Raw genomic sequence first — 12314 nt, 5'->3', positions numbered from 1 at the left:
GGGCGAGCGCAGGACCGTCGCGGTCGGCCGGCTGGATGCGGAAGCCGAGCGCCCGGCACGGTGGTGCCCGTCAGCGGGCATGCTGCCTGTGTTGCTCACCGGGGTCCACCGCCCGGGTGCTCGGCGCGCTCCGCGGCGTCGGTGACGGTGTCGTGGTCGGGGCCGAGCGGGTTGATCTCGGCGATCGCTGCCGGGGACAGCCCGGCGGAGATGCGGTACAGCTGCCCGGCGGCCTGTGCGCAGTCCTCGGCGAACGCTTCGACTTCCCGGGCGACGGAGTCCGCGCTGACCGGGTTGACCGTCACCTGCTCGGCGAGGCGCAGCGTGGTGCGTAGCTCCCGGACTGCTTCCTCGGCCGCGGCGCGCGGGTCGTCGGTGGCCGCCTCGCGACGGGCGTAGGCGTGCATGATGACCCGTGCTCCGACCCCGATCAGGTCGTGGCCGAGCTTGCGGTAGGCGGTCCAGTCGTGCCGGTCCCGCTCGGCGTAGGCCAGTCGCATCAGCGCGTCGGTGTAGGCGTCGGTGATCAGAGCGAGCAGCGTGATCGGCGGTGTGCCTGGCTTGTCGGGCACGGGTGGTCGCTGTTGGGCGTTAGTCATCGGTGTTCCAGCGATGTAGTTGGCGGTTCGTCACGGTCAGGCGGCGGATCGGGGTGCCCGCCTGGTTCCAGCCGGAGAGAGGCTGTGTGCATGGCGTCCACGAGGCGCTGGTACATCGAGGCGGCGTGGGTTGACGGGATAAGGTTCGGGTCTTCCCAGCCCCGCAGCCACGCCGTGATCCACGCCTGGGCGTACTTCAACGCGCGCGCCTCGTCCGAGCTCGCGCGAACCGCCCTCAGCGCGTCGTCGATCGCGGCTGCGACGTCGTGGAGCTTCTGGCGTGCCTTCCCTTCGGACTCGGGGTTGTGCCAGTCGATGTCGGGCAGGTCGGCCAACGCCTGACGTGCACGGACGATGGCAAGGTGTCGTCGCGCGCGTCGCCGCGACCACCAGGACTTCACGGCGTCCACATCCGCGGAGCGGAGCCGATCACGAGGCGTGCCGCGCGCGGGGAGCTAGCGCTTCGGATGTCAACTCGACAAGGCTTGCGAGCCGAATAGGCGGGGTTGAGCTGCACATCCGGGAAGGATGAGTAATCGCCGACTCTTGTGTCACGTGCCGTCACGCTGGTCGACGTTATGAGTGATAATGCCTGGTAGGAGGAGCCCAAAACGGTGGCCATTCGCAGGGGGTGGCCAGAACAGGTGGCCAGAGCGATGATGGCCACCTGGCAGGGCACGAACCGCGAGGAGTACGAGTGGAGCAGCTAGGAATCGGCGCACTGCTCCGAAGCCAGCGCGAGGACGCTGGTCGTTCCCAGGCGAGCCTCGCTGCGGTGCTGTCCGAGCTGTCGGGGCGTGCTGTCACTCGGAATGAGGTGTCGCGTTGGGAGTCCGAGAGACGGTTACCAACGCCGTTTTGGCAGAAGCACATCGCTGCGGGCTTCGGAGCCGACGTACAGGAGATTCGGCGAGCGGTCGCGGTGACCCGCGCGAAACGGCGGAAGGCGAAGACGGGAGAGGTAGTGCAGCGGCGCGAGTTCATCGGAGCAATGGCCGCCCTGGCGATTCCTCTGGCCCGCACTGACCAGCTGAGTGCGCGCCAGATCGGGCAATCTGATGTCGACCAGCTGCGCCGCCGGACAGCTCGCCTCCGCCGCCTCGACAATATCGTAGGCGGTGCTGAAACCTTTCCGGTGTACTCCGCCGAAGTCGATTTCACGCAGCAGCTGCTCCGCAAATCCAACTACTCGATCGACATCGGCCACCAGCTGCAGGCCTTGCTGGCCGAGCAACAGCAGCAGGCAGGCTGGGCAGCCTTCGACCACGGCCAGAATGCACTCGCCCAGCGGTTCTACACCGACAGCCGGATAGCCGCCGAGGAGGCCGGAGCGCTTGACCTCGCTGGGAATGCGTTGGCCTACGCTGCATACCAGCAGACCACCACAGCCCAGAGCGGGACAGCGCTGGCGACCGACTCGTGCGAGGTCGCTCGGCCGATGGCAACGCCGAAGGTGAGTGCGTTGCTGCTCGAGCGGAAGGCTTGGGCCCACGCAACGGCGCGCGAACCGCAGGAGGCCGACCGGGCGCTCAATATGGCCCGTGAAGCTCTGCAGGTTCGGGACGACCGGCCCGATCCAGACTGGGTGTTCTGGGTCAACGAAGTCGAGATCGACATAATGGCCGGCCGGTGCTGGACTGAGCTCCGCCGTCCGCTGCGGGCAGTGCCGGTGCTGGAGCGCGTGCTGTCCGGGTTCGACGAAACGCACGCGCGGGACAAGGCGCTCTACCTTACGTGGCTCGCCACGTCCTACCTGCACGCCCACGAGGTCGAACAGGCCGCTGCGACTCTGACGCGCGCTCACGAACTGGCCGCGGGAGTCAGCTCGGTACGCCCAGCAGTCCGTATCCAGGCCGTGGCCCGTCAGCTGACGCGGTACCGGTCGACGCCAGCAGTAGGCGAGCTGCTGACCAAGCTGGGTTCCTAAGCCTCGGCGCTCGTCGACTCCTCGACCCATTGCAGGTAGCCGGCGGAGCCGCGCACAAGCTCGACGGCGGTCACCTCGGGTTTGTCCCATGGGTGCTGCTCGACGATGTGCGCTTCGAGTTCGGCGTAGCGGGCGTCGGTGGTCTTAAACGTCACGTTCCACTCTTCGCCTTCGCCCTGCTCGCCGAGGTGCCAGAAGAACGACGCTACAGGGCCGTTGACCTGCGCGGTTGCGGCCAGGCGCGCGGCCACCGCCGATCCGGCGATCTTCGCGCCGGACGCGCGGTCGGGAGTAGTCGTGGTCACAAGTAGGTGAGCAGCCATACAATCAGCCTAGAGATGGATCGCGTTGGTGGACACGCGACCGGAAGGCGGCCGCGTGAGGCGATGGAGCCGCGGACTGTTCGTCACCATCGATGGCCCGGCCGGCGTCGGCAAGACCACGACCACCCGCCTGCTGCGCGAGTACCTCGGCCGGCGCGGGTATAAGGTGCATGACACGACTCAGCCGTCGCAGGCGTGCTCGGCGAGACGGCTCGGCACAACACCGAGCGCCGGCGACGGGGCAGGCAGGCGTCCCGGCCACGGCCAGTCCTCGAGCATCGTGCGTCGAGGTTCGCCCCTAGGGACGAGCTGCACGCGCTCGGCCGGTCCGGGACCGCCGTCCAGCTGCGGGGTGCACAAAGCGTCCGGCCCGAGCAGGCCGTAGATCCGGACCAGCGCGCGGCCGGCGCGCTCGGCGGCGTCGGCGTCGTGGCCCATCGACCCGAGCTGCAGGTCACCACCGTCCGTCCGCGCAGCCCAGCCGGGTCGTAACTTGCTCCGGCGTCACCTCCGTGGCCGGCGAGTCGTACCAACGGGCGTTGCGGCGCGGGGCCGCGCACCGAGGTTAGCCAGGAGACGGGTGATGTCGAGGCTCGGCTCCGCCGGCAGCCACAGCGCGACGGCCGCCGCGACGTCGGGTTGCAGACCGTCGACGTTAGCGCCTTGGTGCAGTTCGGCGGGGTGCGACGCGGCCTGCGCCGCAGCGGCGATCGCGGCCACGTCCTCGCGTGCGCCGTCGTCGGCGACGACCCCCGTCCCCGCGACCAGCGGAACCGGCGGATGCCCGGACGCGGCGGCGAGCCCGCTCGACCACGCCGGTTAACGCGCAAAGGCCTTGAGCCGCTGGCCGACCTCGAGGTCGACCCGTTCTCCGGGAATCCGGAGACGGCACGTATGAACATTAGCGATGAGGGTGGCGGCCGCGGGCGCGACGCCCGGTTGACGAACGCGAGGGAACCTCGCCGAGGCCGTTGGCGAGCTGGAGCCGGCCGTTGGCATCTTGCGGCAGGGGGTTGCTGATGGCACCGCGCCGGCGAGTGGCCAGGGTTTGATCGTCCGGCTCGAGCAGGCTGCCGCACGCGCACGCGCACGTTTGGAGGGCCGAGGTGACGCTGCGGCCAGCCAGCCCGGGGAGCCCCCGGAGCGTGAGTAGATCCACCTATGCTGCGTGGGTAGATCGGCCTGACGTGCTGTTTTTCCTGTTCACGGGTGTTGTGACATGTTGAAGGCACCGCCAGGCTGTCGTAGGGTGACCGGGGGATTACCAGCGACGGGGAGGCGTTGTGAGCTCGGGTTACCAGGTGGTGATCGACAAGATCCGCGGCACGGGCAGGGCTGCGGCCGAGGTGGGGCAGGGACTTCGCGGTGCCAATTGCGCGGCGGCCGTGCCGGCTGGTGATCTGGGGATGCCGGGGTCGCGGGCCGCGCTGGCGATGGCGCAGGTCAAGCACGCCCTGGTGCAGCGCGAGCAAGGTTTTGAGGTCCGGCTGGACACCCACGCCGCGAACATGGCCGCGGCTGCTGATCGTTATGCCGCGCAGGAAGCGGCCGCGGCCGAGGACTTGTCCACCCGCGGTCAGGGGCCGGTGAAGGCGAGCTGATGGTCACGTGGGGCGATGCGGTCCGCTGGAACCCGGCGGTGCTGCAGGACGCGGTCGGTGCGATCAACGCCGCCTACAACAAGCTGGTCGCCTGCTCGGACGATTTACGGGACATCAACACCCCCCAGGGCTGGCACGGCGATGCTGCCAGCGCTGCTGCAGGTGAGGTCAACCAGATCATCGACGGCTTGGAGGAGTACGCGGCGGACATCGCCGCGCTGCGCCGCGCGGCCGGGGACACCGGAGACGCGATCACCGGGGTGCAGAACGGGGTGAAGGAAGCGCAGGCGATCGCCGCCGCCAACCACTTCACCATCGCGGGTGACGGCGCGGTCGTGGACAATGGCGCGCCCGAGGTGCCGGAGGAGCAGCGGGAATTGGTCGCTGAGGAACGTCACCGGGTCGCGGAGGAATTGAAGGACCGGGTCGAGGAAGTCGTGCGGCAGGCGATCAATGTCGATGAAGAACTGTGCTCGGTGCTGGGCCTCATCCAGGCCGGTCAGGTGATCGACGCCACCGCGAACGACAACGAGCACACGAGCCTGGCCGCGGCCGGCAACGCCGGAGCCGCCATCGCGTTCCCCTCGATCATGCCTCCGCCAGCGGTGGATGCGGACCCGTCGATGAACGCGGCGTGGTGGGCGGCGCTGTCGGATAAGGAGCGGCAGCAGCTGATCGCGCAGCACCCCGACTGGGTCGGCAACCGGGACGGGGTGAAGGCCTCCGACCGCAGCAAAGCCAACCTGAACCTGCTGCAGCAGGAGAAACGCAGCTTCGCCGCCGAACTCGATCGCCTGAAGCGAGAGGACGGCGACTCTGACGAGATCGCCCGCCTCGAGCAGCGGCTCAAAGCGCTCGACTCGATCACCGGGATGATGCACAACCCCGACGGCAGCCTCAACACCAACCGGCAACTGATGTCGCTGGATATGACCGGAGACCATCCGAAAGCGGCGATCGCTAACGGGGACGTAGACACCGCGCAGCATGTCGCGGTATTCACCCCGGGCATGAACTCCACGGTGGACGCCAACATGAACGGCTACGTCAACGACATGCAAGGCGTCCGCCACAGCGCCGAAGACATGCTGCGCCGCGCCGGGGACATGTCGAACGTCGCCACCGTCACCTGGATCGGCTACGAACCGTCCTCTTTCGACGACAACGGCTCCCTGCTGGGGCTGGCCACCGGGGAGAACGCTGATGTCGGCGGGGACAAGCTCGCCAAGTTCGACCAGGGCATCAACGCCTCCCGCACCACGGATCCGCATTTCACCGCGCTCGGGCATTCCCAGGGATCAATCGTGACCGGGATCAGCCTCACTCACGGCGGCACCGGCGTGGACGACGCGGTGGTGTTCGGCTCCCCAGGCGTGGCTGACCACTTCGGGATCGACAACACCGCCGCCGATCTGAAGGTGCCGCAGGGACACGCCTACAACATCACCGCTGCCGGCGACCCAGTCGCCCAGTGGGTGCCGGAGACCTGGCGGTACGGCGCGGCCCCGTACGCGATGGACGGCATGACCCAGTTGTCGGCGGACGCGGCGACCGGGCCCGACGGCACGCCGCTCGCGGCTTCGCACGGGCACAGCGAGTACACCCGCACGACCCCGGAAGGGGTCGACAGCACCAGCAAGCACAACATCGCCGCGATTGTGGCCGGCAAGCCGCAGCTGACGGTCCCCGCTCACTAGGAAAGTTGATCACGTGTTGTCACGAGCATGGCCGCTGGCCGCGGCGCTGGCGACTGTTGTGGTGCTGACCGGGTGCGGCGACGGCCACGAGTATCTTGATCCTCAACCGACGGGACCCTCGATGTCGAAGCAACAGCAGCAGGCGCAGCTGGCGGCCAGGCCGACGCTGGACGAGGCGATCGCCGGCTACGAGAAGCTGCGCACGACGCTGCGCGAGCGTCTCAGCAGGGACTTTGGTGTCACGGGGTGGACCGAAGAACCTGGTTCGGCTGAGTTCAGCGGCTGCGCGCCGCAGTTCCCGGCGTTAACCGAGCAGGAAGCCAGCAAGAAGTTCCTGCCCCGCTGGTACGCGCCGGCATCGCTGCTTCCTCAGTGGGACCAGGTGAAACAGGCTATCCGGGAGGTTGCCGGCGGGCACGGGTTCACCACCGTGGCGCTGGATGCCAACCAGGCCGGAGACGCCGAACTCAACCTCACCGACCAAATCGGCGCGCAACTGTCGATCGGGACGAGCAAGAACACGGTCCTGTCGTTGACCACGGGCTGCCATCTGGTCAAGAAGTAGCTCGGGTCGTACAGAACCGCCCGTATTACGTTTGTCCTGGTCACGCGTGCCTCCCGCGGTTTTTCCAGCCTGACGCGATGCCCTGGAGTGACAGGCCTACTACATTTTGAGACGGGCATGATGAGCCCTGTCGGGAATGTTGCCGAACTTGGTGACATCGACGTGGATCATTGAGCCGGGTTGGTTGTGTTCGTAGCGGCATTTGAGTGGAACCATTCAGGCATTCTCGTCTTGGTCCTTCGACTCGGGTGCCGTCGGTTGGCCCGGCCGACGCGTGCGAGCGACAACGTTTTCAAGGCGGACCACCAGCACCATGGTGCTGGGAGGCACTGTGCCTTCATCGACGGCGCGGCGTAACCCGGCCGCCGTTGCCGCCAAGTCGTCGGCCACGCCTGCGAGCCGCTCAGAGATCGCATCAGACGTATCTTCGCCGACTTCAGGTTGCCGGTTGTCGTCGTCAGATTCCATCTCAATCCTGTTCTGATCTGGCGAATTTCAGCGTCGTTGCGTCCGGCTCGTTGATTGGCCAGATCGGTGAGGCTTCTCATTCGGTAAACGGCGCCAGCTTCAAGGAGACGCCGCATCACATCGCGGTCAGATACCACGGATCGGGGCCGGAAGGCGCGTCCCGCAGCTTGGACATAACGCCACGGACCGCGTCGACACGCCAACGCGGTGGTGGTTTCGCGGCTTCAGCTCCGGCGTACTCGCGGATCACCCGCGCTGGAACGCCGACCGTCGAGCGTCCCGGCCGCTGCCCCGCCCGCTGACTTGCCCGCACAGGCGCGTCGCCGTGTAGAAGCCCGGGTTGGGGGAAGGAGGCGGGGTGACGTCAATCGAGCTGATGATCAAGACCGTGAGTCGGAAGGTCTCCAGCGGACTGCCGGTGACCCGGGGCGCGGGGACCTTCGACAAGGAGGTCGACGATGTCGTGTCCGTCGAGGACTGCGACGACGCGACCGGGACCGATGAGGCGGCCACCGGTGCGCACGTCGATGCCAGCGCGGCAGGATTCTGTAGCCGCGGCCAGCGGACCGCGGCCTCGGCATGGTGGCTGATGCCGAGCCAGTGACTCAGCAACGTTGATGCAACTGCAGGTGGCGAAGGTGTCACCTGCACTAATGTAGGTTATCTTCGACATTTTGTGCAAGATGTTCGACAAAGTGAGGGGTCGATCGCCCGCCCGGTAAGGTCCTCGGGCGATGAACCAGAGCTATGACGGGCCGCCCGATCACAAGCTAGAGCAGCACCTCGCGGCGATGGGCTTGCGTTTGCGTGCTGCCCGCCGGCGGGCGGATCTGACTCAGGGCGAGCTAGCCGCGCTCAGCGGCGTGGATCGCGGAAACATCAGCAGAGCGGAACACGGCGGCAACATCTCCCTGGAGACCCTGTGGCGCCTCGCCCTCGCGCTGGACATGCACGCCGCTGATTTGCTGGATGACCGCCTGTGCCGCAACAACTAGACGAGTAATGCGTAAGTCTGGGTGGTGACCGGAGACGGGCGAAGGGTGTCCAAGATCCGTTTGTGACGACAGACCTGAACACCCTTCTGACCGCACTCTACGTCAAGATCGACGACCACCTCACCGGCAGGCGGCGGATGGGGAGACCACCGAAGCTGACCGACGCGGAGCTGGTCACCCTGGCTGTGGCCCAGGCGTTGCTGGGGTTCGCCTCCGAGGCCCGCTGGCTACGGTTCCTGCCCGTCCGGATGCCCGGTGCGTTCCGCTACCTGCCCGGCCAGTCCGGCTACAACCGCCGCCTGCGCACCGCATTGCCACTGGTCAAGCAGGTCATGAGGCTGCTCGCAGCCGACACCGACCTATGGACCGACACCGCCTGGATCGTTGACTCCACCCCGGTCGAATGCGGCCGGTCCCGGCCCACCGTGAAACGTTCGGAGCTGGCCGGGTGGGCCAAGTACGGCTTTGCCGCTCACACTCGCGCTGGTTCTGGGGCTTACGTCTGCATCTGGTCTGCACCCCGGCCGGGCTCCCGGTCGCCTGGGCCCTGGCCGACCCGAAGGTCGACGAACGGCAGGTGCTCATGGCCATCTGCGACCACGAACCCCGCCTGCTCACCGACCGCCCCGGCCTGCTGATCATCGCCGACAAGGGCTACGTCTCCCGCGAACTGGACCGCTTCCTGGCCGAACGCGGAGTCCGGCCGTCCTACCGCAACCGCCGTCCTCATCCCGGTGAGCCGCTGCTCAAGTTCATCCGCCAGCTCATCGAGTCGGTCAACGACACCCTCAAAGGCCAGCTAAATCTGGAACAGCACGGTGGACGCACCATCGAGGGCGTCGGTGTCCGCGTCGCCCAACGCCTCCTGGCTCTTACTGCGGTCATCTGGCACAACCGCGCCACCGGCCAACCCATCACCCGATCCCTGACCGCCTACGACCACTAACCGAGTTACGCATTACTCGTCTAGTTGCTGTCACTGCGGGTGATAGTACGATTTGAAGTCGATGGATGACGGCGGAGTGTTGACGGGTGGTGCGGCTATGACGGTGTTGCCGGAATGGCTGCAGCTCTCACCCGAGGGCATCACGGTGTCGGACTACGAGGCGCTGCCGGAGGATGTGTGCCGGCGCGTCGAAAGCGGCGAGGGCTCCGCACCGCAGCGCGTCATCCGACACGTGCTGGACCCGCGCACCCAGAGCTACGTGGTCGACGGAGCCGACGAGCGGGCGCTGAGCGTGACTTCACCGTTTGCCCTGACTGTCAACCTGCGCGCGCTGGTGGGCTGACCGGGCAGCGGCAAGCCAGCGGCCACAGCGCCGCGCCACGCCGGTCGGCGTCGGCGAGTTCCGCGACCCGTCGAGCGCTACCTGCATCACCATCGACTACGGCTACACCGACACGAACATGTCCGACTACGAGGAGGATCACTTCCTCCCGCTCGAGCTGGGCGGTGCCCCGAAGGACCTGCGCAACCTCTGGCCGGAGCCGCACTTCGGTGACGAGAACTCCTACAGCAGGACGCGGCTGGTGTTGCGGGAGCTGGAGAACGCGTCCCTGGTTCAGCAGCACATTCCCGGCCGCTACCGGATGCACGACCTGATCCGCCTGTTCGCCACGGATCCGGACCACTGGCGCGAAACCGGGGACACCCGGGAGGCGGCGCTGCGGCGGGTGATCGACTTCCAGCTGCACGTCGCGTATGCCGCCGACCGCCTCCTGGACCCGCACCGCCCGCCCATCCGGCTCGGGCCGCCCGCTCCCGGCGTGCACCCGCCGCCGTTGTCCGACGCATCGATCGCGATGACGTGGCTGGAGACCGAGCACCCCACGCTGCTGGCGGCCCACCACGCCGCCGCAGGCAAGGGGTGGCATGCCGCGGTGTGGCAACTGGCCTGGACACTCGACACGTTCCACTACCGTCGGGGCCACCGCATCGACCGGCTTCGGGTGTGGGAGGCGGCGCTGGACGCCGCTGGGCAGCTGCCCGACTTCATCGCCCGCATCGATGCGCAGCAGCACCTCGGTCACGCCTGCACCGCACTGGGGAGCCCCGGGGAAGGGATCGAGCACATGCAGCGCGCCCTGGACCTGGCCGAGCACCACCGCGCCCTGGACCGGCAGGCCCAGGGCCATCGGAATCTGGCGTGGGCGTGGGAACAGCGAGGAGACAGCCGACGGGCACTGGAGCACGCCGTCCGCGCCCGGGAGCTGTTCCGCGATCTGGACCAGCCGGTGCTGGAAGCGTTCGCGCTCAACGCGACGGGCTGGCTCGCGGCGCAACTGGGCCGCTACGGCAGTGCGCGCCGCGACTGCCTGACCGCATTGGCCCAGCACCGGCGCCACCGCAACCCCATCGGTGAGGCGAAGGCCCTGGACAGCCTCGGCTACATCGCCCACCACACCGGCGACTACCACTCGGCGATCGCCTACTACGACCAGGCCGTCAGCCGGCACCTCGCCCTCGGCAACACGACCGAGGCCGTCAACAGCCTGGATCGGCTCGGCCACCCGCACGCCGCCCTCGGCCGGCACGAACTCGCGCGCGCGACGTGGCGGGAAGCACTGCAGATGTACCAAGACCAGGGCCGCGATGCCGACGCCGCTCGCGTTCGGAGGTTGCTGTCGACATGACCCGCCGTAGGGCCGGCGAGCTGCCAGGGCCTTGTGCGTACGCCACCACACGTCGCTGGAACATGACTGACTACGTGGGGCTGCATTAGGCCGAAAGAATGACCAGCCGAGGCGCGGAGCAGGGCGCAGAGGTCCTCCGGGAGGGTGAGGCTGGTTTCGGTGGCTAGCCGATCGAGGTCGTGGCCGGGCGCGCCGGGCAGGAAGGGCGCGGTGTCGGGGAACAGCCGCTCGATGATGTCTCGCAACCGCGTGAACTCGTGAGCGGTTGGTTCATGACGGCCAGTCTGTCGGACGGGTTCATCTGCCTCGAGGGCGTGTTGACGAACGACCGATCAGCGGCATGAGCGTGCGTTCGGTTGTACCCGAGATTGATCAAAGGTGGGGGTCCGGTCAGCCCCAGCAAACGCGCGCGACGCCAGGTCACTGCCCGGCCACGTGGGCGGCCACCGTCGGGTCAGTCACCACGGTTCGGAGCGGAGGAGTGCCGTGGCGAGCGGTGTCTGGCGGTACAGCACTTCACGGCCGCGCCGGGCGGTGGTGACCAGTCCGGCCTGGCGAAGCACCGTGAGGTGCTCGGAGACCGTTGCCGGAGCAAGGCCGACTCGATGGGCCACGCTGCCGGTGGTGCTCGGGACGACCGTCTCGGCCAGCACGGATGCGCGTCCAGTGCCGAGGAGCCGCCCGACAGCGGGTGATCGGGTGGCCGGTTCCCACAGTTGCGCCGTGCCGAGCATCGGGTAGACCAGCGCGGGAGGAGGGTCAGAGGTGTCGTCGGTGGGTCCGATCCCCAGGTTCGGCCACCCGAAGGCCGTGGGCACGAGAACGAGGCCGCGGCCGCGCAGATCCACCGTGCCGTGCCGGAAGCCCGTGAGGTGCAGCTCTTCGTTCTTCCAGATCGCTCGGCGGTGCAGGCCGGCGAACAGTCCCTCCAGACCGCCGTCGGCCAGCTGTCGAGCCCGGGTCGCGATGTCGGCGTCGAGCAGGCCGCGGATCCGGTCCCACAGCGGCTCGACCAGCGCCTGCCAGGCCAGTTGCTGCTGGTTGGCCAAGGTGTCCCTGGCGAGGACGGGGTCGCCGGTGAGGATTCGGCGAAGATCGTCGCGCAGGGCGTGGCGGCGAGTGTGCTCGGCGAGTTCGGCGGCGACGGTGGCGGGGTCGGTGGCCCGGACCTGAGCGAGGTCGTCGTCGATGGTGGTGAGCGGGCTGGTCGGGCTCGGCCACAGGAAATCCGGTCCGTACCCGTTGCTCGGGGCGGCCGCGTACAGCAGTCCCAGATCGAGCCGGGCGAGGTCGGGCCAGACATCGCGCAGCCACGGCAGGTACCAGCCGTGGCGGCCCGGCGCCTTGAGCACCAGGAGGGCCGACATCGTTTCCTGCAGCGGGGAGATCGCGAACCGGCACCGGGCAGCGTCCGCGCGTCCGAACCTCAGCACAAGCGTCATTTCGCAAAATGCTACCCGCGGATTCGGCTCGCACCGAATCCCGGCGACCACCGGCCCGGTTGC

The 12314-nt window shown here is 68.1% G+C and carries 14 protein-coding genes and 1 pseudogene; 9 read left to right on the top strand and 6 right to left on the bottom strand.

Going from position 1 to position 12314, the window contains the following annotated elements; translation table 11 throughout:
* Positions 1-95: 95 nt before the first annotated feature.
* Positions 96-572 (bottom strand): hypothetical protein, encoded by a 477-nt coding sequence (locus HUT10_RS10605; protein WP_176171025.1) that lies wholly within the window; start codon positions 570-572, stop codon positions 96-98.
* A gap of 23 nt (positions 573-595) precedes the next feature.
* On the bottom strand, positions 596-1000 hold the full coding sequence (locus tag HUT10_RS10600) for a hypothetical protein (RefSeq protein WP_176171024.1): 405 nt from the start codon (positions 998-1000) through the stop codon (positions 596-598).
* A gap of 230 nt (positions 1001-1230) precedes the next feature.
* Here HUT10_RS10600 and HUT10_RS10595 point away from each other — a divergent pair, with 230 nt between their 5' ends.
* Positions 1231-2526: a helix-turn-helix domain-containing protein gene (locus tag HUT10_RS10595; protein WP_368660755.1), complete on the top strand. Its 1296-nt coding sequence runs from the start codon at positions 1231-1233 to the stop codon at positions 2524-2526.
* Here the strand turns inward: HUT10_RS10595 and cutA are convergent.
* A complete protein-coding gene (gene cutA, locus HUT10_RS10590) occupies positions 2523-2849 on the bottom strand; it encodes a divalent-cation tolerance protein CutA (protein WP_176171022.1) in 327 nt (108 codons plus the stop codon). The genes HUT10_RS10595 and cutA overlap by 4 nt on opposite strands.
* 180 nt (positions 2850-3029) lie before the next feature.
* Positions 3030-3287, bottom strand: coding sequence for a hypothetical protein (locus tag HUT10_RS10585; protein ID WP_254896811.1), 258 nt, complete (start codon positions 3285-3287; stop codon positions 3030-3032).
* A gap of 845 nt (positions 3288-4132) precedes the next feature.
* Between HUT10_RS10585 and HUT10_RS10580 the strand changes: the two genes are divergently transcribed.
* Genes HUT10_RS10580 through HUT10_RS10570 form a run of 3 tightly spaced genes read left to right on the top strand, consistent with a single transcriptional unit; the run spans position 4133 to position 6712 of the window.
* Complete coding sequence (locus HUT10_RS10580) at positions 4133-4450, top strand: hypothetical protein (RefSeq protein ID WP_176171021.1); 318 nt, start codon at positions 4133-4135, stop codon at positions 4448-4450.
* On the top strand, positions 4450-6147 hold the full coding sequence (locus HUT10_RS10575) for an alpha/beta hydrolase (protein ID WP_176171020.1): 1698 nt from the start codon (positions 4450-4452) through the stop codon (positions 6145-6147). The genes HUT10_RS10580 and HUT10_RS10575 overlap by 1 nt, the downstream gene beginning before the upstream one ends.
* A 13-nt stretch (positions 6148-6160) precedes the next feature.
* Complete coding sequence (locus HUT10_RS10570; RefSeq protein ID WP_176171019.1) at positions 6161-6712, top strand: LppA family lipoprotein; 552 nt, start codon at positions 6161-6163, stop codon at positions 6710-6712.
* Between the two features lie 216 nt (positions 6713-6928).
* On the opposite strand, the gene HUT10_RS10565 is transcribed toward HUT10_RS10570, so the two are convergent.
* Complete coding sequence (locus tag HUT10_RS10565; RefSeq protein WP_176171018.1) at positions 6929-7180, bottom strand: hypothetical protein; 252 nt, start codon at positions 7178-7180, stop codon at positions 6929-6931.
* A 376-nt stretch (positions 7181-7556) separates the two neighbouring features.
* Here HUT10_RS10565 and HUT10_RS10560 point away from each other — a divergent pair, with 376 nt between their 5' ends.
* The 5 genes and pseudogenes from HUT10_RS10560 to HUT10_RS10540 all read left to right on the top strand — a co-directional run bounded on the left by HUT10_RS10560 (position 7557) and on the right by HUT10_RS10540 (position 10809).
* On the top strand, positions 7557-7784 hold the full coding sequence (locus HUT10_RS10560) for a hypothetical protein (protein WP_217709581.1): 228 nt from the start codon (positions 7557-7559) through the stop codon (positions 7782-7784).
* 130 nt (positions 7785-7914) lie between these two features.
* Positions 7915-8175, top strand: a complete 261-nt coding sequence (locus tag HUT10_RS10555) for a helix-turn-helix domain-containing protein (protein ID WP_217709580.1) — start codon at positions 7915-7917, stop codon at positions 8173-8175.
* A 62-nt stretch (positions 8176-8237) separates the two neighbouring features.
* Positions 8238-9121: pseudogene (locus HUT10_RS10550) on the top strand (IS982 family transposase).
* A gap of 97 nt (positions 9122-9218) precedes the next feature.
* Entirely contained in the window at positions 9219-9464 is a 246-nt protein-coding gene (locus HUT10_RS10545) for a hypothetical protein (protein WP_176171016.1), read from the top strand.
* Between the two features lie 118 nt (positions 9465-9582).
* Positions 9583-10809, top strand: coding sequence for a tetratricopeptide repeat protein (locus tag HUT10_RS10540; protein ID WP_176171015.1), 1227 nt, complete (start codon positions 9583-9585; stop codon positions 10807-10809).
* Between the two features lie 458 nt (positions 10810-11267).
* Here the strand turns inward: HUT10_RS10540 and HUT10_RS10535 are convergent, their stop codons facing one another.
* The gene (locus HUT10_RS10535; protein ID WP_217709579.1) at positions 11268-12251 is read right to left on the bottom strand and encodes a DUF5937 family protein; all 984 of its coding nucleotides are present in this window, start codon (positions 12249-12251) and stop codon (positions 11268-11270) included.
* Between the last annotated feature and the right edge of the window lie 63 nt (positions 12252-12314).

The sequence above is a fragment of the Amycolatopsis sp. Hca4 genome (genome assembly GCF_013364075.1).
In the GTDB taxonomy this organism is placed as follows: Bacteria; Actinomycetota; Actinomycetes; order Mycobacteriales; family Pseudonocardiaceae; genus Amycolatopsis.
The sequence above is the reverse complement of the archived record's forward strand: the minus strand, read 5'-3'. Positions and strand labels throughout refer to the sequence as shown.

Excerpts from the sequence above, each read along its gene's own strand:
- HUT10_RS10565 (WP_176171018.1), bottom strand. The coding sequence starts at position 7,180 with ATGGAATCTGACGACGACAACCGGCAACCTGAAGTCGGCGAAGATACG.
- HUT10_RS10540 (WP_176171015.1), top strand. The coding sequence starts at position 9,583 with ATGTCCGACTACGAGGAGGATCACTTCCTCCCGCTCGAGCTGGGCGGT.
- HUT10_RS10545 (WP_176171016.1), top strand. The coding sequence starts at position 9,219 with ATGACGGTGTTGCCGGAATGGCTGCAGCTCTCACCCGAGGGCATCACG.
- HUT10_RS10555 (WP_217709580.1), top strand. The coding sequence starts at position 7,915 with ATGAACCAGAGCTATGACGGGCCGCCCGATCACAAGCTAGAGCAGCAC.
- HUT10_RS10560 (WP_217709581.1), top strand. The coding sequence starts at position 7,557 with ATGATCAAGACCGTGAGTCGGAAGGTCTCCAGCGGACTGCCGGTGACC.
- HUT10_RS10535 (WP_217709579.1), bottom strand. The coding sequence starts at position 12,251 with ATGACGCTTGTGCTGAGGTTCGGACGCGCGGACGCTGCCCGGTGCCGG.
- HUT10_RS10575 (WP_176171020.1), top strand. The coding sequence starts at position 4,450 with ATGGTCACGTGGGGCGATGCGGTCCGCTGGAACCCGGCGGTGCTGCAG.
- cutA (WP_176171022.1), bottom strand. The coding sequence starts at position 2,849 with ATGGCTGCTCACCTACTTGTGACCACGACTACTCCCGACCGCGCGTCC.
- HUT10_RS10585 (WP_254896811.1), bottom strand. The coding sequence starts at position 3,287 with ATGGGCCACGACGCCGACGCCGCCGAGCGCGCCGGCCGCGCGCTGGTC.